The following is a 20,924-nucleotide window of genomic DNA, read 5'->3' as shown; positions in this document are numbered from 1 at the left end:
TTATGGTGCAATTGAGGACTGAGATTTGAATATGCCATATCTTGGCGCAAATAAGAACGCAACTAAAAATATTACGGTTTGAACAAGCACAATTGAACCACCTGTTTCAATATCAGACCAGAAGCTTATATAAACTCCAACAATACTTGAAATCACACTACTAATTACCGCTAAAATTGTCATTCTGTCAAATCTATCTGTCAGGAGATAAGCTGTAGCGCCTGGTGTAATTAACATTGCAATAACAAGTATTATTCCGACAGTTTGTAAACCAACCACAGCAGCCAAGCTTAAAACTGATAGCAATAAATAGTGTAATAGACCCGTATTTATGCCAATAGAGCGAGCATGGGTGGGATCGAAGCAATACAGCATTAAGTCCTTTCGAAAAATTAAAAGCACTGCAACAACTATAAAAGAAATTATTAATGTTTGTTTAACATCAGAACTCGAAATACCTAATGGACTTCCAAAAAGAATATGCATTAAATCAATGTTACTTTTTATTTTTGAAACAAGAACCAAACCAAGTGCAAAAAAACCAGTAAAGACAAGACCTATTACGGTATCTTCTTTAATTCTAGATTTTTGATTTACAAAACCAATTAAGGCTACTGAACCAACTCCAAATACAAATGCACCTAGAGAGAAAGGTAAGCCCAAAGCATATGCAACTACAACTCCAGGCATGACTGCATGGGAGACAGCATCACCCATGAGAGCCCACCCTTTAAGAGTCATATAACAAGACAAAAGGCCACATACTGCTCCAACTAAGGCGCTCACCATGAGAGCTCTTCTCATAAATTCATAATCTAAAGGCTCAAGAAATAACTTGTACGGCTCAATAGCAAAGAAAATATCGTTCATATTAAATTTGATCTGATGAGGTTGAGCCAGATAGTGGATCAGGGGGTAAACCTCCAAAAGTCATACTTAAATTTTCTCTAGTAAAGACTTCTGATGTATCACCGTAGGCAAGAACAGTTTTATTTATCAAAACAACCAAATCACAAAAATCTCTTACATGGCTCAAATCATGAGTGGAGATAAGAATTGTTCTACCTTCTTGGCGAAATTGTAGGAACAATTCAGACATCAACTTTTCAGTTGGGACGTCAACACCTGTGAAGGGCTCATCAAGCAGCAGGACAGAGGCTCTTTGAGCAATCGCTCTTGCAAGAAAAGCTCTTTTACGCTGGCCACCAGAAAGGTTACTTATTGGCTTGTTTCTTAAGTCTATTAAATCAACCCTTTCCAGTGCATTCCAAACTGCCCTTCGATCAGATTCCCTAGGAATTCGAAGGAAATTCATTGATCCATATAATCCCATCATAACAACATCCCAAACGCTTACTGGAAATGAGCAGTCAATCCCTTCACTCTGAGGCACATATGCCACAGCTTGATCTCTTTGAGCTTGGCTTACTCCAATTCCATTTATTTTTATTCTGCCTCTAGATGGTCGAACAAATCCCATTAAAGCCTTAAAGAAAGTTGACTTTCCCGCCCCGTTCATACCTACTAATCCACAAATTGACCCACACTTAACTTTTAAGCTGGCATCGTAAAGAGCAACCGTACCGTTGTAATCAACACAAACCTGATCTGCCTCAATACGAAAGGCAGGGCTTTCAGAATGATTTTTTATTGAGGTCATATGTCCTTGTTAGTCTCATTTGTTAATCCTCTAATGATGAGGCGCACGTTGTGACGTTGCAACTCAAGCAAAGTGGGTGCAGGTCCATCACTTTCGGAGAGGGAGTCAACAAAAAAGTTACCACCAAATGATGCTCCACTAGATCTGGCCACCTCCTCCTGTGCCTTTGAATTGACAGTACTTTCACAAAAAATTGTCGGTATATTTTTATCTTTTACAGTTTTGATTAATCTAGCCATACGCCTTGGAGTAACCTGACTTTCTGAATTTACAGGCCAAAGGTAAGCCTCTTCCATACCATAATCCTTGGCAAGATAAGAAAAGGCCCCCTCACACGTAACCAGAAATCTTTTTTCTTTTGGGATTGATGAAATGTAATAAAGCAATTCTTTGTCCAATTCTCTGAGTTTTGTTTTGTAGTCTTGAGCATTTCTCGTAAAAATAGCCTTTCCATCTGGATCAATAGAGGTAAAAGCTTCAACTAATCTATCAACGTAATAAATAGTCCTTTTAGGCGACATCCAAGCATGGGGATTGGGTTTGCCAGCATATGCATCGCCCTCAATAAATATTGGGGTCATCCCCTCAGTGAGAATGAATCTGGGGACATTTCCTGCATTAGAGGTGAATTTACTTATCCATGCCTCAAGGCCAAATCCATTTTCAATAATGAGATCAGCATCTTTGGCCTTAATTAAGTCACTTGGTGTAAATTGGTATGTATGAATTTCAGCACCAGGTTTTGTAATAGACCTAACTACAAATCTTTCTCCGGCAACATTTTGAGCAATATCAGCAATAACCGTAAAGGTTGTTAGAACATTAAGAGTTTCATTTTCTTTATTTTTTCCAGATTGATTAACTGTTGAAGAACAAGAAATCAGAAAAAAAATTAATCCAAGCATTAAGAACTTGTATTTATTTACGGTTTGATTAGCCATAAACTTTTTCTATTAATGAACTTAATATCTATATATTTGGATAATTTAAACTGGAGAGATACTTTTTTTAATGTTTGATTCTTTCATTTGATCCTCAATCCAAGTCTTACCTTGATTAATAAAACCAATCCAATCAACTCGTTCCTGCTCTGCGGCTCTGGAAACTAATAGTGACGCCTGCTCATCAAGCAACTTTAGATCAGGCTCCATGACACCATTATTTAAAGCCATCCAATCTGCCATTGATCTGCCAACAACTCTTGTTAAATATGCAGCACTTAAGGCCTGCATTGAACCAGCTGCTAGCCAGGTCCCTCCGTGAAGTTTAGCTATGCCTAAGAGGGCTTGTGTACTCCATTCAACTATCCCTTGAGCAGCGGCTGCGCAAGCAAGTTTCTTAGCGACAGATTGCAATAATTCTGAATCAAATTTACATGACCAAATATCAGACATTTCTTGAATCATTAATCCATTAACAACCGCAACTGATAAGAGGTCGGTACTTGGTACAGGTGAAGTGAAAACTGCACCTGCAACAATCCATTGAGAACGATTTTGTATTGATTTGAACTTTTCCCTCCTAAGAACCTCCAACTCTGATTGCCATCTGGCATGAATCCTTGAAAGTAATCTTTGTTTTGTCCTCTCTAAATTTCTTTGAGGCTGGGCTAACAAGCGCCTTATGGGCAAGAGTGATACTTGATTTTCCTCAATAGATTTACTCCATCTAAGGATTTTTGAATGCCATCTATCAGGTAGCTGAGCTTGAAGATCTTTTAGAGTGTCAAACCAAGAATCTCTATCATCATCAAGAACCATTATCCAGGCGGGCTGATCAGCGGGCAACTGATTGATCCAAAGAAGATCAACTGCCTTCATAGGTACATTTAATGTGTAGACAATCAAATCTTTTTCAAACAAAGATTCTGGTAATGTCCAGTTCTCTGACCTAAGCGGCAATGGGGATTCCTGGTGAATATGAACTGATTCAATTTCGAAGAAGCTCTCTTTAAAATCGCATGAGGGTGAGTTTTCAATATTCTCAAGGCCAATAAAAGAAAGTTGCTGAGAGCTAGATCTTTCTAGGATTTTATCTAATGCAATTATTCTAGATTTTCTTTTATCAGCAAAATCATGAGAATTATCATTAAATTTTTCGAATTGTTCGTTTACTTCTTTACATCTGTTCAACCAACCCAATGTAGTTTTTGGAGAATTAAAACTTGGCTTGTCTAATTTGAGCAACCACCAAGACCCTCCTATTAAAGCGACAAGGCCAATTCCTCCTCCTGGGATGTGGACAATATCACTAAAGAACCACTGACTCAAGGATAAAGAGCCCAGGCACAAAGCCAGTTTTCCCGTAAGAGAAATGTTTGAAGCAAATGGTGATGAAATAAATGAAAAGTTTTTCACGAGATTCATAGACCTAACTTCTTCTTAGCTCAAATTAAGATTAAAGCAAATGATGCTTAAGCAAAATCCCCTCAATACAAGTTTTTACCAAACAAATTTTTCTCTATAACTTTGCCAACAATTTGTACAAAAGCTTCAGAAATGTTTATCTGCTAAAGGAAGGTATGAAAATAGCCCATAAAAGCTAAAAATAAGAGACACTTGCTTCAATTAAAAACGTAAGAAATGGGTGATTCTTATAACGACTCTCACAGAAGCGGTAGAAATTCCGAAACAAGAGGGTATAACCGCGGAAACTATCGGGGTGGAAGAACCCCTGGCAATCGAGATAATGGTGGATTTAGAATTCGACTTAGCGAGAATGAAATGCGTTGCGCAAGATTTCTTCAAGAAACCTTTAATCTTCGCTCAACTGTTGCAGTACTCGGTTTTGCTTTGAGAACTTTGGCAGAAATGATTGAGCAAGGGAAAATGGACGAATTTGTTAAGGAGTATCAGTCACAGAACTCAAAACCTACCAATTCTTCAAGGCCACTAAATGGGGATAGAGGCAATGAGGATAAAGTTGGTTCAAAATTTATCCAAAACGATCGGCCTAATCCTTTTGCTAGACCCTCCAAGCCCACTCAACCAAGTATTGAAAGGGCAGAAGAACTCAACTCGGAGGGAATCAACTCAACAAAAACAAATCCAACAAATTCAGAAAATTCTCAATCTGAGGTTATCTCAGATTCACAAGTTTCCAATCAAGATTTTCTAAATGAAGAAAAAAATTCTTAAAGAAAAATTATCTTCATTGAAATACTTTCAACTAACTTTTTGAAAAAATCCTATGCGAGTCCTTTCAGGAGTTCAACCGACTGGTGCAATTCACCTGGGTAATTGGTTGGGAGCTATAAAAAATTGGGTAAAGCTTCAGGAAGGTAATGAAACGTTCGTATGTGTTGTTGACCTTCATGCTATTACGGTACCTCATAATCCAAACAAACTTGAGGAAGATACCCTTTCCACAGCAGCTTTATACCTTGCTTGTGGAATGGATCCGGCAAAATCAACGATTTTCATCCAAAGCCAAATTCCTCAACATACTGAACTTTGTTGGATATTAAATTGCATAACTCCTTTGAATTGGATGGAGCGCATGATTCAATTCAAAGAAAAGGCACTTAAACAAGGAGAGAATGTCTCAATAGGCCTTCTTAATTATCCAGTACTCATGGCAGCAGACATACTTCTTTATGACGCAGATTTGGTGCCAGTGGGCGAAGATCAAAAACAACATTTAGAACTCGCACGCGACATTGCTCAGCAAAGAGTAAACGCCCGATTTGGTAGCGAAAGTCATCCTATATTGAAAGTTCCCAAAGCGCTTATCAACGAAAATGGAGCCAAAATAATGAGTCTTACAGACGGTAAAAATAAAATGAGTAAAAGTGACCCCAATGATGGCAGCCGAATTTCGTTATTAGACACACCTGAATTAATCGAAAAAAAAATAAAAAGGGCAAAAACTGATCAATATTTCGGAATAGAAATATCTAATCCGGAAAGGCCTGAAGCTGATAATCTTCTTAGGATATATTCTTTACTTAAAGATATTTCTTTAGAAGAAGCAAGTGAAGAATGCAGTAATTTAGGATGGGGTAAATTTAAGCCACTTCTTAGTGATTTAATAATTTCAAAACTAGCACCAATTAGGCTTAGACATACAGAACTAATGGAAAACAAATCAGAGCTCAATAAAATACTCTTAGATGGTAGAGAAAGAGCTTCATGTGTCGCTCAGAAAACTCTCGAAAGAGTAAAAACAAGCATGGGCTTCATAAGTAATTCAAACTAAATCATGCCTAAAATTAAATTGCCGGATGGAAGTATTAAGAAGTTCGACAAGCCAGTTACAACAATGGAAGTAGCTGAGTCAATTGGCGTTGGATTAGCTAAAGCAGCAATCGCTGGCAAAGCTAATGGTAATTTAATTGATACGTGTATTCCAATTACCTCTGACACTGATTTAGTGATCATCACCTCAAGGGACAAAGAGGGTGTAGAAATAATTAGACACTCATTCGCACATCTAATTGGCCACGCTATTAAACAATTATATCCAGATGCCAAAATGGCTATTGGTCCAGTTATCGAAAATGGTTTTTACTATGATATATCCTGTAAAAAAATATTCAATCTTGAAGATATAGAGAAAATTGAAGCGCGAATTAAAGAGCTAATAAAACAAAACTATGACATAAAAGTCGAAGCTGTTTCTCACCAAAAAGCACTTGAAACGTTCAAGTCTAGAAATGAGCCATTTAAAGAAGAAATAATAAAAAACATTCCAAGTAATGAGGAGATCAAACTATATAGACATCAAGAGTACATAGACATGTGTAGAGGACCACATGTCCCCAATACTAGTCATTTGAGATCATTTAAGTTATTAAAAGTTTCAGGAGCCTACTGGAGAGGGAATTCTGAGAATGAAATGCTTCAAAGAATATACGGAACTGCCTGGGCATCATCTAAGGAGCTTAAAGTATATCTTAATAAAATTGAAGAAGCTGAAAAAAGAGATCATAGGAAATTAGGAAAGAAATTTTCCTTTTTCCATACGCAAGAGGAATCACCCGGGATGATTTTTTGGCACCCAAGGGGGTGGTCTATTTATCAAGTATTAGAGCAATATATTAGATCTGTCGTTAGTAAAAATGGCTATCAAGAAATTAAAACCCCTCAAGCAGTTGATAGATCTTTGTGGGAAAAATCTGGACATTGGGAGAAATTTAAGGAAGATATGTTCACTACAAATTCAGAAAATAGAGAATATGCAATAAAGCCAATGAATTGTCCCTGCCATGTTCAAATATTTAATCAAGGTTTGAAGAGTTATAGAGATTTGCCCCTAAGACTTGCTGAGTTTGGATCATGTCATAGGAATGAACCTTCAGGTGCTTTACATGGTCTAATGCGAGTAAGAAATTTCGTTCAAGATGATGCTCATATTTTTTGTTCTGAGAAACAGATTCAAAAGGAGGTTACACAATTCATAGATCTAGTTTTTGAGGTTTATAAATCTTTTGGTTTTGACTCTATTCAAATAAAGTTATCAACAAGACCAGAAAAACGTGTAGGTAGTGATGATATTTGGGATAAGTCAGAAAAAGCACTTTCTGATGCTTTAAATTCAAAAAGAATTGATTGGACAGTTTTACCAGGTGAAGGTGCATTTTATGGGCCAAAAATAGAATTCTCTCTTAAGGATTGTCTCGATAGAGTTTGGCAATGTGGCACCATTCAAGTTGACTTTTCAATGCCCGAAAGATTAGGAGCCTTCTACATCAATGAGTCTGGTGAAAAAGATGTTCCCGTTATGTTACATAGAGCTATTCTTGGCTCTTTTGAGAGATTTATAGGAATATTAATAGAACATTATGCGGCTAAATTCCCAACCTGGCTTGCTCCTGTTCAAGTAATAGTTTTAAGCATTACTGATAGGGATAATTCCTATTGCTCAATTTTAAAAACTAAAATTCAAAATTTGGGAATTAGAGTTGAAACAGATCTGAGGAACGAAAAAATTGGTTTTAAAATAAGAGAGCAAACCCTTGAGAAGATTCCTTACCTAATCATAATCGGAGATAAGGAGCAAAGTGAAAATAAGATTTCAGTGAGAAAAAGAAATGGTGATGATCTTGGAGTTATGAGCTTAGATGATTTCGTCTCTATAATTAAAAAAGACATAGAATCCAAAGGTTTAAAAAAGAGTTGATTAATTAAAAATGAATTTCTTGGCTGGCGATATTGGGGGGACAAAAACATTGCTATCCCTGTGTACTTGGAACAATGGCTTAATAACTTTGAATAAGAGGAAGTATTTATCAAAGGATTGGAGCACATTTTATGACATATTAAATGACTTTTTAGAAAAAGTTCCTAAGAATCTAAGTAAACCTAGTTTTGGATGCATTGGCGTAGCAGGGCCGGTGAAAGATGGTATTTGTAAATTAACTAATTTAAATTGGATAATAAGTTCTAAAATTATCAGTCAGCAGGCAAGGATACCTTATTTTGAACTAATCAATGATTTTTCTGTCTTAATTTATGGATTAAAGTATTTCAAATCTGATCAATTCATAACTATCAAGCAAGGTAATCTTAAAAAAAATAATTTAGATAACGAATTAATAACTATCATTGGAGCTGGAACTGGATTGGGAATAGCTAGAGGTATTTCCAGCAATTCATTAAATATTGTATTACCCAGTGAAGGTGGTCACTCCGAATTCTCTCCGAGAACAGAAAAGGAGTGGGATCTAAAAGCTTGGTTGAAAAGCGATCTAAATCTTAAATATCTTCCGCGAGAATTAATAATTAGCGGCAGAGGATTAGGGAATATTGCACGTTGGAAATTGTTAAAAGAAAATGCAAAAAATCATCCGCTAAGATTATTAGCCGAAAATTTTCACAAAAATACTTCTACCCAACCAGATTTTTCTTCAATCGCCTATGGGAGTGCTAGAAGTGGAGATGAGCTTATGAAAGAAGTTTTGTCTATTTGGCTGAGTGCTTACGGATCTGCTGCTAGTGACATAGCTCTGCACGAGCTTTGTTATGGTGGTCTTTGGATAGGAGGAGGTACTTCAAAATTTTATGTGGACGATATCAACTCTCCAAACTTTTTGGACTCTTTTTACAACAAAGGTCCGTTTAACGAACTTTTAAAAAACATACCCTTGAAAGTCATAATTGACCCAGATGCCGGACTTTATAGTGCTGGATGTAGGGCACATATCATATCGAGGAATATGTCAAACAAATCCAGTTAGATAAAAAAATGCGTCCACCTCGCCTAGGCGAAAAAGTAGTTGTAGAGGTACCTTCTACAACAGCCAATTTGGGTCCTGGTTTCGATTGCCTTGGTGCAGCTCTTTCGCTGAAGAATGAATTCACAATCCAGAGAATCGAGGGGACATCAGAGAGATTTGAATTAATTATGGAAAGCACGGAGGGCAATCATCTGAGAGGCGGACCTGAAAATCTCTTTTATAGAGCTGCTCAGAGAGTTTGGAAAGCTGCTGAGATAGAACCTTTCGCACTTGAAGCGAGAGTAAAATTAGCAGTTCCCCCAGCAAGGGGACTTGGAAGCAGTGCTACTGCAATTGTCGCCGGATTAGTTGGAGCAAATGCTCTTATGGGGTTTCCTCTCCCAAAAGAAAAACTTTTAGAACTTGCGATAGATATTGAAGGTCATCCAGACAATGTTGTCCCTTCTTTGCTAGGGGGACTATGCTTAACAGCTAAAGCAGCCTCAGAAAGATGGCGAGTTATAAGATGTGATTGGGATAACTCAATTAGTGCTGTTGTTGCAATCCCTTCATTAAGATTGAGTACCAGTGAAGCAAGAAGGGTCATGCCTGCAAATATTCCAATTGGAGATGCTGTTATGAACCTTGGAGCACTCTCATTACTTCTACATGGGTTAAGAACAGGTAATGAGGAGCTCATAAAAGACGGAATGCATGACCGACTACATGAACCCTACAGATGGGGGCTGATTAAGGGGGGGCAAGAAGTTAAAGAAGCAGCTATTTCCTCGGGGGCATTGGGATGTGCCATTAGTGGAGCCGGTCCAAGTATTCTGGCTTTGTGCAAAGACTCAAGAGCTCGTATCGTGAGTCAATCAATGGTAAGAGCATGGGAATTAGCAGGGGTGGCAAGCAGGGCGCCAGTTTTGAACCTTCAAAAAACTGGCAGCGAATGCGTCAACAGGTCATGATGCGTAGTTATACTCACTAAAATGAAAATTGTTGCCCCTCGTCCCCATCAGTTCTGAAATAAAATATGAATCAACTTTTTGCATTTCAAACTAATTTCCCTTGGCTATCTTTAATAATACTTTTACCAGCCGCAGGGGCCCTATTAATGCCTCTTCTACCAAAAGAGGAGGGAGAAAAAACTCACATAGCAAGAAATATTTCAATAACTTTTCTCTCTGTAGATTTCATTCTCATTGTTGGCGTCTTTGCAAATCTATTTGATAAGAAATCATACGAATTACAATTAATTGAAAGATTAAGTTGGTTACCTTCAATTGGTCTGGAATGGTCCTTGGGTGTTGATGGAATATCTGCTCCTCTTGTTGTTCTAAGTGGTCTAATCACCCTTTTATCAGCCATAGCAAGTTGGAAAATTAAAAATAAGACAAGACTGTATTTTGCACTTTTACTTGTTCAAGCCTCTGCTCAAGCATTAGTTTTTCTCTCTCAAGATTTTCTTTTATTCTTCCTCGCTTGGGAATTAGAACTTGTACCTGTCTACCTGCTAATTGCAATTTGGGGAGGTAAAAGAAGATTATATGCTGCTACTAAATTCATCCTTTACACAGCATTAGCATCCTTATTAATATTAATAAGTGGATTGGCTCTGGCATTTTCAGGCGATTTCTTTACTTTTAATCTAAGCGAAATAGCCTCAAAATCATATTCAGGGGCATTTGCACTTCTTTGTTATTTGGGCTTCCTAATTGGCTTTGGAGTAAAACTTCCTATATTCCCATTACACACTTGGTTACCTGATGCACATGGTGAAGCTAATGCTCCTGTATCCATGCTTTTAGCTGGTGTTCTGTTAAAAATGGGCGGTTATGCACTCATAAGGTTCAATGTTCAAATATTACCTGAAGCTCATTTAAAATTAGCCCCTGCACTGATAATTATTGGCATAGTAAATATTATTTACGGTGCGTTAAATGCTTTTGCTCAAGATAATGTTAAACGTCGAATAGCATGTAGCTCGGTTAGTCATATGGGGTTTGTTCTTTTGGGCATTGGTACTATTAATGCTCTCGGAATAAGTGGAGCTATGTTACAAATGATAAGCCATGGATTGATTGCAGCAGCAATGTTTTTCGTTACTGGAAGCTTCTACGAAAGAACTAATACTCTATCAATTCCTAATATGGGTGGTCTAGCAAAGGTTTTGCCAATAACTTTTGCTTTATTCTTGATAAGTTCTTTAGCATCACTTGCTCTACCTGGAATGAGCGGATTTGTTAGTGAAATAACAGTATTCCTTGGTATCACAAGTCAAACCGGTTTTACATCTTTATTTAGAGCAATAACTATATTATTGGCCGCAATCGGACTTGTTCTAACTCCTATTTATTTACTATCAATGTGCCGTAGAGTGTTTTTCGGACCGAGAATTCCAGCCTTAGCATTTACTAAAGAAATGAATTCTCGTGAGTTAACAGTGGGGCTCAGTCTTCTTGTCCCAACTCTAGTAATTGGTTTTTGGCCACGAATAGCCATTGGATTGTATGAAAGTTCCACGAATGCTCTCGCAAATGAATTAATTAGCCATAATGTCATTTCCCTATCACAATCCCTTAATTAAAAATATGCATAACGAAAATCAAACAACTGCTCTTTTAAAAGGAAAAGGTCTTCCAAATTTCGAAGAGATAACACCATCAAGAGTAAGCATTGATATTCCAATTTTGTTAAAGCAGTTGAACCATAATCTCACAATACTTGAAACTAATCTTGAAAAAAAAATCGAGGGAAAAGATCCAATAAGCTGGGAGGATATAATGAATCCCTTAAAAGAAATAGGTGAGAGTTTAAGATGGAGTTGGGGCGCTATTAGCCATCTTAATGGTGTAAGAAATACTAAAGAACTAAGAACCGCATATTCAGATCAGCAGCCTGAGATTGTCCGTTTTGGTAACCGGATAGGACAAAGTAAAATCATATTTGAATCTCTTGAAAATTTAAAAAACAATAAATACTCAAACAACTTAAATACAACCCAACTAAGAATATTAGATGCAGAGTTATTGTCCATGAGAAATAGAGGCGTTGGACTCCCATCAGACAAGCAAAAGATTTTCAATGAAAAGAGTGAAAAACTTGCCCAATTATCAAATGCCTTCAGTAATAATGTTCTCGATAGCACAAACCAATGGAATATCACAATCACCAACAAAAAAGATCTAGAAGGTATACCTCCAAGGGTTTTGAATAACTTTGCATCAGCTGCAATTGACGCAGATACAAAACAAAGTGATCTCACAAATTCCACAGATGATGGGCCATGGAAGATTGGTTTAGATATGCCCAGTTTTATAGCTGTTTTAACCTACGCAAAAAATAGAAATTTAAGAGAAAAAATATATAAGGCTCATGTCAGTAGAGCTAGTGTTGGAGAAATTAGTAACAAGAAGATCATCGAAGAGATTCTTGAATTGAGAAAAGACTTATCCAATCTTCTAGGATATTCAAATTGGGCTGAATTAAGTCTCTCAAGCAAAATGGCAAAGACAACAGAGGAGGTAGAAAATCTTCTGGAGGAGTTAAGGTTCGCGGCAATACAATCAGCTCAACAAGAAATAGACAATCTTAAAATTTTCGCCGCAAAACAAGGGTCTGAAGAACCCCAAGACTTACAACCATGGGATATAGCTTTCTGGTCAGAATTATTAAAAAAGGAAATGTTCAGCCTTGATCAAGAATCTTTGAGGCCATGGTTTCCATTACCACAAGTCCTAAGTGGACTTTTTAATCTATGTGAAAAACTTTATGGGATAAATATTTGTCCAACTAAGAGAGAATTCTTCCCAAAATGGCATGAAGACGTTGATCTATTTGATGTTTTTGATAACGACGGTACGCAGATAGCATCCTTTTATCTGGATCCTTATTCAAGGCCATCAACAAAGAGGGGCGGGGCCTGGATGGACGAATGCCTAAACAAGGATACCCTTAAAGATGGCACGAGGGTTTTACCAGTAGCATACCTAGTTTGTAATCAAACACCACCCTCAGATAAAACGCCAAGCCTGATGAGCTTCGAAGAAGTAGAAACACTTTTTCATGAATTCGGCCATGGACTACAGCACATGCTCACGACTGTTGAATACCCTCAAGCTGCTGGAATAAATAACGTCGAATGGGATGCTGTTGAATTACCTAGCCAATTCATGGAAAACTGGTGCCTTGATCCCTCTGTAATAACAGGGATAGCAAAACATTGGCAGACCGGCGCTTCTCTACCCATTGAAGAATTTCAAAAGCTTAAAAATAGTCGTAACTTCAACTCAGGCCTTGCAACTTTAAGACAAGTTCATTTTGCATTAACCGATATGAAATTACATAGTCAATGGAATAAAGACGTTGGTCTAAGTCCAGATCAACTACGTAGGGACATAGCAAAAACAACAACAGTTATTGCTCCCATTCCAGAGGACCAGTTTCTTTGCGCTTTCAGTCACATTTTTGCTGGTGGATATGCCGCAGGCTACTACTCATACAAATGGGCTGAGGTTCTCAGTGCAGATGCTTTCTCTGCTTTCGAAGAGGTGGGCCTTAGCAATGATGAGATCATCAAAAAGACAGGTAGACGTTTCCGCGATACTGTCTTAAGCCAAGGTGGCAGTCGTCCTCCAGCGGAAGTCTTCCACGATTTTAGAGGTAGAGAGCCATCAACTGATGCACTAATAAGACATTCAGGGCTCAAAGTAAATTCTTAGTTAATTTGAATTCATTAATTATTTTTTTTATGGCGTTTTGATTGCTAATTAATTGTTTATGTGTGATCACATTAATCGGCTTGATGCGTCCAATTGGCAACACTGACCCCCAAGACGGTATGACCATTAAGTCGTACGGGCAATAAAAACTAGTACAATCTATGCCTTTTAGATAACTATAATCTTTATTGAGCTTATTAATGAATTTGCTATTCCTTTTCATTTGAGATATCCCTTTTAATAGCCATGATGGTATAAATTGAGCAACGAAGGTTCCTCTATGAGGAGTACCAATACTGATGAAACGGCGTGTTTTATTAGTCGTATCAAAATTTTTAATCCAATACTGTGCAATTAATCCCCCCATTGAAAAACCTACTAAATCAAATTCAGAATTATCATTAATTTTGCACTGTATGTAATTATTTAATAAATCAGATAATGATTCAATTGATACAGCCCCATAACTATGAGGTAAATGTGGAGCATGGACTTCGTAACCAAGATCCAATAGAGCTTGCTTAAGTTTTCTAAAAATTTTTGGATCATCCCAAAGGCCATGAATTAACAGGATAGTTTTTGAATTTCTATTCATAAATCAGATAAATCACCATTATTTCTCCATTTAATTATTTGCACATCTCCACAAAATCCATCAACAGGGGGCCTGCACTTTGTTAAGACGATTTTTACAGGCAATGGACCATAAATCTCATCAAGAAAGTCAAGTATTTTTTCACTAAATTTTTCAATAGTTTGGCATTGTGTTGAGAAAGCCAAATTCTGCAAACCTATAATTGCATGACTATAATCTGTAGTTAAATCAATATTATCGTGAAATGATGAATCAATTGTATTGACCCATAAAAAAATATCAAGCAAGAATTCCTGCCCAAGAATCCTTTCTTTTTTTAGAACACCTACATGAGCCCATAGATTAATATCCCTAACAAGAAGTAAGGATGTCATTTGTGATCTATTCATAGCAAGAGGTCGTTGTGCAAAAAGGTTTTTCTTCCGGAAGAAAAATCATCCGCCAAATGAGCATCACCTTTTAAGAAATACTTATAGGTGACCAATCCTTCCAATCCAACTGGCCCTCTAGGCGGCATTGTTTGTGTACTGATACCAACTTCGGCTCCAAAACCATATCTAAAACCATCGGCAAATCTTGTAGAACAATTCTGATAAACTCCAGAACTATCTACTTTTCTTAAAAATAAATCAGCAATTTCATTATTCTCTGTAACTATAGCGTCAGTATGTCTAGATCCATATCGTTGTATATGATCTAATGCCTCATCTAAATCTGAAACTATTTTTACGGATAAAATCAAATCTAAATATTCAGTTGACCAGTCAATTTCACTGGCAACATCGGGTATTCCAAGCATCCTACTCTTTTCGTCTCCACGAAGAGTCACACCAAGCTGTTGAAATTTAGGTATTAACAATTTAAGGTATTTCTCTGCAATTGAATTGTGAATTAATAGGGTTTCAATCGCGTTACATGCTGCTGGATAATGGGTCTTACTATCAATTGCAATTGAAATAGCAGAATCTATATTTGCGAAAGCATCAACATACAAATGACAAACGCCATCAGCATGGCCTAGGACTGGGATAGTAGTATTTTCTTTTATAAAACGAACTAGCTCATTACTTCCTCTGGGGATAATTAAATCAATCAAACCATCCAGCTTAAGCATCGACATACTCTCTTGACGAGATGTTAAAAGACATATTGAGTCTGGATCAATATCGGTTTTACCCAATCCCCTTTTTAAAGAGGAGACTATTTCCATATTTGTATTAATAGCTTCACTACCACCCTTTAAAATTGCCCCATTCCCGGATTTAATAGCTAAAGAAGAAATTTGTACAACCGCATCTGGCCTCGCCTCAAAAATCACACCTAAAACCCCCAATGGAACCGTTAGTCTTTTTAAGACTAAATCCTTCTCCAAGTCCCTATGAAGGTCACATTTACCAATGGGATCTGGCAATAAGGCAACTTTCCTAACCCCCTCAATGACACCACGCAATTTCTTTTGATCGAGTTTTAATCTTGACAACAACGCATCATTCAAACCATTTTTTCTAGCTTCCTCAATATCAGATAAATTAGCTTTAAGAATTTCATCAGAACTATGTTCCAAACTTTCAGCAATTGAAGTTAGAGCTGAATGTCTTTGTTGATCGGAAGAAATACAAAGATTTTTGGATGCTTGTCTAACTCCCTGCACTCTTTGAGTCAACTCACTTGTTGGACTAGAAATCAGATTGAAATTTTGCATCTTCAACAATTTGCTCTTATTATATTGCCTCATTAAGTTACGGTTGTTTGTTTTTTTCAGATTTAATTTGTTAATACCTTATGAATATTTCCAATTGACTTTGCCAATTACCATTCTGATCAAAAGATCCCTGCAGTCCAAAATTTTTATTCAACTGTAAATTGAGGTTACCTTGAGGTGGAATATCTTCCCGACTGGGTGTTGCCTGTACAGAAAAAGTAATTCTGTCTGTTAAATCGATCCCCATCTCAGTAACCCAAGCCTGCTGGGAGGTCAATTGTCCAGGATTATTCTCAGAATTAGTAGCAGATTCTTCATCAACTAACTCGCCCTCAACTGCAGTCGAATTTACATAAGCTGGGTATAAAGAAATTTGGAGTTTCTCGCTAAAAGATCCACTTATATTGCCAAGCACAGGACTGACAAAAGAGCGATTAATAACATCCGCAAAAACACGACCATCACCACCTTTAAACAAATTCGCAAGAGAATTTCCACCAATTAACCCCAATAATTCATTTTCAGGTATTGGTGGAGTACTTTTCAATTGATAGTTATCTTTAATACGATCTGCTGGTCCAGTTGCAATTACGTCAACCTTTACAAATCTGGATCCACCAATTCCAAAAGAGCCTGAGCCGTTAGTAACAAAATCACTTGATGAACTCAAATCACTTGGATCCCTAACCGTATCAGGAACTCGGCTAGTAAGTTTTACATCAATATATGGAATCAAACCCATTGACGGAACGAATACTGCGACATTAGGTTCTCTTCTATCAAGGAGGAATGTCGTTGTAAATAAATTAACTCTACCTTTTAATAGTCGTATTAGTCCACTAGCATTAATTGGTTGATCTTGCCCACCATTTAATATAAGAAATCCTGCTATATTGAAACTTGCTATTGGCTGAGAGGATACCTTTAGTTCAGGGCCAAGATTTAGACGTAGATTATTAAATTTAATTGGTGAAAATCCCTTAGGTATAGCTGAATTGACTAATTTTGTTGCAGTTGCATCATTATCTCTTATGAATAAAACGAGTGGCTCTTCTCTATTCCATTTTTGCTCTGGTAAAATTGATGTTTGTCTTGAACTTCCCTCCAGTTGATTATTAGCTTGAAAAGAAGCTGATTTTTTTTGTGATTGTCTCTTAGTGAAAATAGACCCTTCTTTAATATCTACACTTCCACCAATAATTGGTTTTAGTAAAGAGCCATCTAAAAATAACGATGAAGAAATTTTTGTTTCTGAGAATGAAGATTTTAACTGAAGATCGGTTATTTCAATGGATAGGGGATCTTTTTCAGCATTGTTTTTACTAAATAAAGCAATAGATCCATCACCTTTTATAGTTCCCTGATCTCCAAGTTTTGCACTCAATGAAAGGAATTCGACTCTATTAAAATCAAAGACAATAAGACTTTCAAGATTTTTTATGAGCTGCCCTTTGGTGAGAATTTCTCCATTTTTCACTACTAAAAAACCGTTTGCTTGTGGAGATTCAATTGTTCCCGTAATTAAAAGTCTTAGATCAGCGCTGCCCTTTTTCCACGTAAAAATATCCTCATATAAATTTTCAATAAAACTAATACCATCTCCATGACTTTCTATTCTTAGATCAATTGGTAAATTTGATTTGAATGGAATTTGTCCTACTAATGTCAACTCATTAGTAGATAATGAACTTTGGATAGCTAAATTAACATTCAAAAAATAATTTGAGTAAAAAAACTCTCCTTTCTTAAGATAAATACGTTCATTATTCAAGGCTACTTCATTAAAAATCAAATCCCCAGTTACCTCAGGATCATTCTTCCCAAGTCGATATTTACCGTTGACACCAAACATACCCGACAAACCAGAAGGTGATGGTACAAAAAGAGACAAAAGAGAGAGAGGTATATTTGATAAAGAAAATTCCCCGGGGCCAAATTGTAGAGGTCCTCTTAAACTAGCTGTAAATGGCTTGATTTGGTTGAGCTTAACATTCTCATTAGCTGGCCACAATTTGCCTTTAGCGAGGAGATCAATATTTAATTCGCTTAATTTTGAGCCATTGATATCGATAACAGCATCAATATTTCCTTTAACATCCTCAGGATTTATGAATTCCTTTTGTTGCGTAAATTCTTGATTTTTGGATAAATAAACAACAGAGCGAACCCACTGGTTTAGTTGAGATTCAATTGATGATTTTATTGTTTTTATTGAAAGTGATCCCAATTCATCAGCTTTGCCAGTTGGCAAAGGCAATTCGACATTCATTTTTGGTAGCTGAAGCGCACTTTGAATCAACCACGAGGGACTAATATCTTTTAATTTTGTCTGCGAAGATAATTCTCCATAAAGAGTTCCAGCTGCATCAACTGAAATCTGACCACTATCAAGAGGAAATAAGTCTCCTTTAAGAGAATACTTTTGATTTACATAATTCCCGCTAAATTGCGCTTTTTTAAGCTTTAATCCTAATAATCTTGGATAACCTAAATTAAGTTCTCCATCAAGCAAAACGGGATTCAATCTTACATTTCCTTTGCCAGAAAGCTTACCAAAAAGTCTTTTGAAGCTTTTTTCTGGTGGAATAGCTATTTCAAGTCTGTCAAGTCTGAAATCGTTGGCAACAAAATTAAATTTATCTGCATTCTTTTTAACTTTGATTTCACCACCTAATCTATTAATAGTGAGCTCCTTAAGAGACCAATTTTTAGCCAATTCTCCTTTCATTGAAGCAGGTAATGCTGCCCCATCTGCTCTCAAATCAAACTCACCCCCACCACCAGAGACTCCCATGAATTGACCTAGCCACTTTTCTTGAAGTCGAATATTAGAAAATTGGGGGTTCTCAAGAGTAAATAAAAAACTAGGCTTGAGAGAATTTAATTCTCCGGAAATATTTCCCCTTGCAGAAAATTTACCTGCAAGTTTTTGATCAATCAATAAGCCTATCGAATTAAGTGAATAAGATTCAACATCGAAATTTGAATTCAATTCACCTGGTAAAAAACTACCATTGTTAATAATGAATGGTAAAACTGCGTCAATATTAATTTCAGTATTTTTATTGTTGCTATGTCTTATATTTGTAGACATAGCAACATTTAATGAGTCGTTTTCCCCTAGAGGTATCCCACCTTTGGTTTTTCCGATCCAATTCCCATAGATAATTTTATTTGAAGAAAATTCCAAGAGATTATCTTTACAACTAATATTTGTTTTTTTTGAAATAAAGTTAGAATCCAGTCTTTTTGAGGAAACGTTCAAATCTGCTAATGCTATATTTCCAGAGCAATTTATATTCTCATCATTCACACCTACTTTAATATCGCCATTAAGTATTCCTTTTGTCTCTAATTTTGAATCAATCGGATAGAGTTTTTCCAATGCATCAAGCCTAAACCGCCCTAATTTAGCTTTTGCCTCAAAATGAACTCGATCCCAATTCGCTTTTCCTTTTAAATTAACTGTGCCTTGTTTAGGAAAGGCAAACTTCAAAGTTCCATTTAATGAGTTATCAAAAAATTTGATGTCTAGATATCCAGAAATCCTGGCTAAATTACTTTCTGAAGAGAAAGATATCGTAGAAGATTTGTCGATTTTTAATTTTAGTCCAAAATTTTGCGATCCATTCTCACCATTTGTTTTATTTCCTCCCCAGATTTTGCCATTTTTATCTCTTTGCAACTTAATATCTGATCCACTTAAAGTAACTACTCCTGTAAAGCGTCTATCAAGAAAGGTAGAGATTGGGGCGAACTGAACTTTTACACTAGAAAAATCTGCAGATGAGTCGTCTTCATATCCACTTAAAAGTTTTGAATTTCCAAGTACAATTCCCCAAGAAGTAATACCTCGATAAGGGCCCAGTAAAACTGGCCTTTTCAGTATCTCTGATAGTTTTTTCTCGATCTCAGGGCTGTATCGTGTAATCACCCTCTTCAAGCCCCAATTAATCGAGAACAAAGTGCTCCCAAAAGTTCCCACAAGAAAAATACCTATGAGACCAACTCTCAAGAATGTGAAGTATTTTCTCTTATCGCCCATAAAAGACTTTCTACCATTGGGGCAGCAAACAAAATATAAGGACAGTTAGTCATATTCACCAGCCGATGTCTATTTCTCAAATTCTTCAACAAGCAACTATTTGGTTTGGGTGGTTGGGTTTAGCTCTGTTAATTTTGACGATAATTTTCTTCATATTTAACTTGGGAGGAAAGTTTCGATTAGTTGGAGCGAGCATATTTACCTTTTTACTTTCTGCGAGTTCCTGGGCATTCACAGAGAGCTATAGGCCCCCTGTGGAGATTGAAGGTGCTCAGTACGCACCAATTGTTTACGACAATGGGTACGATTTAGTAGTTGCTCAGGCCCCAACCGATTTCAATGAGGAAAATACCAAGCCAACTCTCGAGCAAATAGCAGGTAATTTAAAAGGTGGTGGAAGAAATAGATCAAAAATCAACATCAGGATAAGAAAAATTGAACCAATCTCAGAGGGTGTAAGTATGCCTATCATTATTGGCGAAGCGATTAAAGATATATCTGAGGACAAAACCACTTTCACTATTTATTCTCAACAAGATTTAATTTTGCAGACTTCAGATGATAATGATGGAATAGATTCAGAAAATATTATTGAAAAATAAAATACAAGTTGAATAACTCCAATAGAATTGTAAAACTGACTCCAAATCTGAAAATTGAAGCAGAGATATTGCGTGAATTGAAATTTAATACATGGGAAAAATTAAGTGAAATTAACGACACTGAAATCAGCAATATTACAACAAGTTCTCTTGCCTCAAAAAGAAATCTTGAGAAAATCCGTTGTATGGCTATCCTAATCTGTGAACTTGATATTCCCGAGAGTGAGGCTGCACTTTTAATGCATTCAGGTATCTCATCCTTGCAAGCAATAAAGAAACTTACACCTGAAGAACTATACAAACGAACTTCTCGTCTTGAGAGAATTCTTAAGACAGGGAGAATTCCTATTTTTAATCTTGAAAAGGCAAATAAATTAATCAAGAAAGCTAAAAATAATGAACGAAATCACTAGTCATATTGAATTTCCCTACCAATTCAA

17 protein-coding genes are annotated in these 20,924 nt (G+C 36.6%); 9 read left to right on the top strand and 8 right to left on the bottom strand.

Annotated elements, in window-relative coordinates; all coding sequences use genetic code 11:
- Genes AC6EJA_RS00215 through AC6EJA_RS00200 form a run of 4 tightly spaced genes read right to left on the bottom strand, consistent with a single transcriptional unit; the run spans position 1 to position 4,026 of the window.
- Complete coding sequence (locus AC6EJA_RS00215; protein ID WP_498502526.1) at positions 1-870, bottom strand: metal ABC transporter permease; 870 nt, start codon at positions 868-870, stop codon at positions 1-3.
- A 1-nt stretch (position 871) separates the two neighbouring features.
- On the bottom strand, positions 872-1,660 hold the full coding sequence (locus AC6EJA_RS00210; RefSeq protein WP_498502525.1) for a metal ABC transporter ATP-binding protein: 789 nt from the start codon (positions 1,658-1,660) through the stop codon (positions 872-874).
- Complete coding sequence (locus AC6EJA_RS00205) at positions 1,657-2,601, bottom strand: metal ABC transporter substrate-binding protein (RefSeq protein ID WP_498502524.1); 945 nt, start codon at positions 2,599-2,601, stop codon at positions 1,657-1,659. The genes AC6EJA_RS00210 and AC6EJA_RS00205 overlap by 4 nt, the downstream gene beginning before the upstream one ends.
- A gap of 45 nt (positions 2,602-2,646) precedes the next feature.
- Complete coding sequence (locus AC6EJA_RS00200; protein ID WP_498502523.1) at positions 2,647-4,026, bottom strand: YcjF family protein; 1,380 nt, start codon at positions 4,024-4,026, stop codon at positions 2,647-2,649.
- Positions 4,027-4,242: 216 nt separating this feature from the next.
- Here AC6EJA_RS00200 and AC6EJA_RS00195 point away from each other — a divergent pair, with 216 nt between their 5' ends.
- From AC6EJA_RS00195 to AC6EJA_RS00165, 7 genes are all read left to right on the top strand, one after another.
- Positions 4,243-4,797 (top strand): DUF8668 family protein, encoded by a 555-nt coding sequence (locus AC6EJA_RS00195; protein ID WP_498502522.1) that lies wholly within the window; start codon positions 4,243-4,245, stop codon positions 4,795-4,797.
- Between the two features lie 52 nt (positions 4,798-4,849).
- Positions 4,850-5,857, top strand: a complete 1,008-nt coding sequence (trpS, locus tag AC6EJA_RS00190) for a tryptophan--tRNA ligase (protein ID WP_498502521.1) — start codon at positions 4,850-4,852, stop codon at positions 5,855-5,857.
- Between the two features lie 3 nt (positions 5,858-5,860).
- Positions 5,861-7,780 (top strand): threonine--tRNA ligase, encoded by a 1,920-nt coding sequence (gene thrS, locus AC6EJA_RS00185; protein WP_498502520.1) that lies wholly within the window; start codon positions 5,861-5,863, stop codon positions 7,778-7,780.
- A 10-nt stretch (positions 7,781-7,790) separates the two neighbouring features.
- Positions 7,791-8,837 carry a glucokinase gene (locus tag AC6EJA_RS00180; protein WP_498502519.1) on the top strand — a complete coding sequence of 349 codons (1,047 nt, stop codon included), beginning with the start codon at positions 7,791-7,793 and terminating at the stop codon, positions 8,835-8,837.
- Positions 8,838-8,845: 8 nt separating this feature from the next.
- A complete protein-coding gene (gene thrB, locus AC6EJA_RS00175) occupies positions 8,846-9,787 on the top strand; it encodes a homoserine kinase (RefSeq protein ID WP_498502518.1) in 942 nt (313 codons plus the stop codon).
- Positions 9,788-9,852: 65 nt separating this feature from the next.
- Positions 9,853-11,406: an NAD(P)H-quinone oxidoreductase subunit 4 gene (locus AC6EJA_RS00170; protein ID WP_498502517.1), complete on the top strand. Its 1,554-nt coding sequence runs from the start codon at positions 9,853-9,855 to the stop codon at positions 11,404-11,406.
- A gap of 4 nt (positions 11,407-11,410) precedes the next feature.
- Entirely contained in the window at positions 11,411-13,540 is a 2,130-nt protein-coding gene (locus AC6EJA_RS00165; RefSeq protein ID WP_498502516.1) for a M3 family metallopeptidase, read from the top strand.
- Here AC6EJA_RS00165 and AC6EJA_RS00160 read toward each other — a convergent pair.
- The 4 genes from AC6EJA_RS00160 to AC6EJA_RS00145 all read right to left on the bottom strand — a co-directional run bounded on the left by AC6EJA_RS00160 (position 13,524) and on the right by AC6EJA_RS00145 (position 19,771).
- On the bottom strand, positions 13,524-14,135 hold the full coding sequence (locus AC6EJA_RS00160) for a lipase family alpha/beta hydrolase (RefSeq protein ID WP_498502515.1): 612 nt from the start codon (positions 14,133-14,135) through the stop codon (positions 13,524-13,526). The two genes, AC6EJA_RS00165 and AC6EJA_RS00160, sit on opposite strands and share 17 nt — an antisense overlap.
- On the bottom strand, positions 14,132-14,524 hold the full coding sequence (locus tag AC6EJA_RS00155; RefSeq protein ID WP_498502514.1) for a dihydroneopterin aldolase: 393 nt from the start codon (positions 14,522-14,524) through the stop codon (positions 14,132-14,134). Before AC6EJA_RS00155 ends, AC6EJA_RS00160 begins: the two co-directional genes overlap by 4 nt.
- Positions 14,521-15,837 (bottom strand): glutamate-5-semialdehyde dehydrogenase, encoded by a 1,317-nt coding sequence (locus tag AC6EJA_RS00150; protein ID WP_498502513.1) that lies wholly within the window; start codon positions 15,835-15,837, stop codon positions 14,521-14,523. The genes AC6EJA_RS00155 and AC6EJA_RS00150 overlap by 4 nt, the downstream gene beginning before the upstream one ends.
- 70 nt (positions 15,838-15,907) lie before the next feature.
- Positions 15,908-19,771, bottom strand: a complete 3,864-nt coding sequence (locus AC6EJA_RS00145; protein WP_498502512.1) for a translocation/assembly module TamB domain-containing protein — start codon at positions 19,769-19,771, stop codon at positions 15,908-15,910.
- Positions 19,772-19,947: 176 nt separating this feature from the next.
- On the opposite strand from AC6EJA_RS00145, the gene AC6EJA_RS00140 reads away from it, so the two are divergent.
- Both AC6EJA_RS00140 and AC6EJA_RS00135 read left to right on the top strand, forming a co-directional pair.
- The gene (locus AC6EJA_RS00140) at positions 19,948-20,484 is read left to right on the top strand and encodes a Ycf51 family protein (RefSeq protein ID WP_498502511.1); all 537 of its coding nucleotides are present in this window, start codon (positions 19,948-19,950) and stop codon (positions 20,482-20,484) included.
- Between the two features lie 8 nt (positions 20,485-20,492).
- Complete coding sequence (locus tag AC6EJA_RS00135) at positions 20,493-20,897, top strand: DUF4332 domain-containing protein (protein ID WP_498502510.1); 405 nt, start codon at positions 20,493-20,495, stop codon at positions 20,895-20,897.
- The last annotated feature ends 27 nt before the right edge of the window (positions 20,898-20,924 follow it).

Source organism: Prochlorococcus sp. MIT2309, from assembly GCF_059772305.1.
The sequence above is the reverse complement of the archived record's forward strand: the minus strand, read 5'-3'. Positions and strand labels throughout refer to the sequence as shown.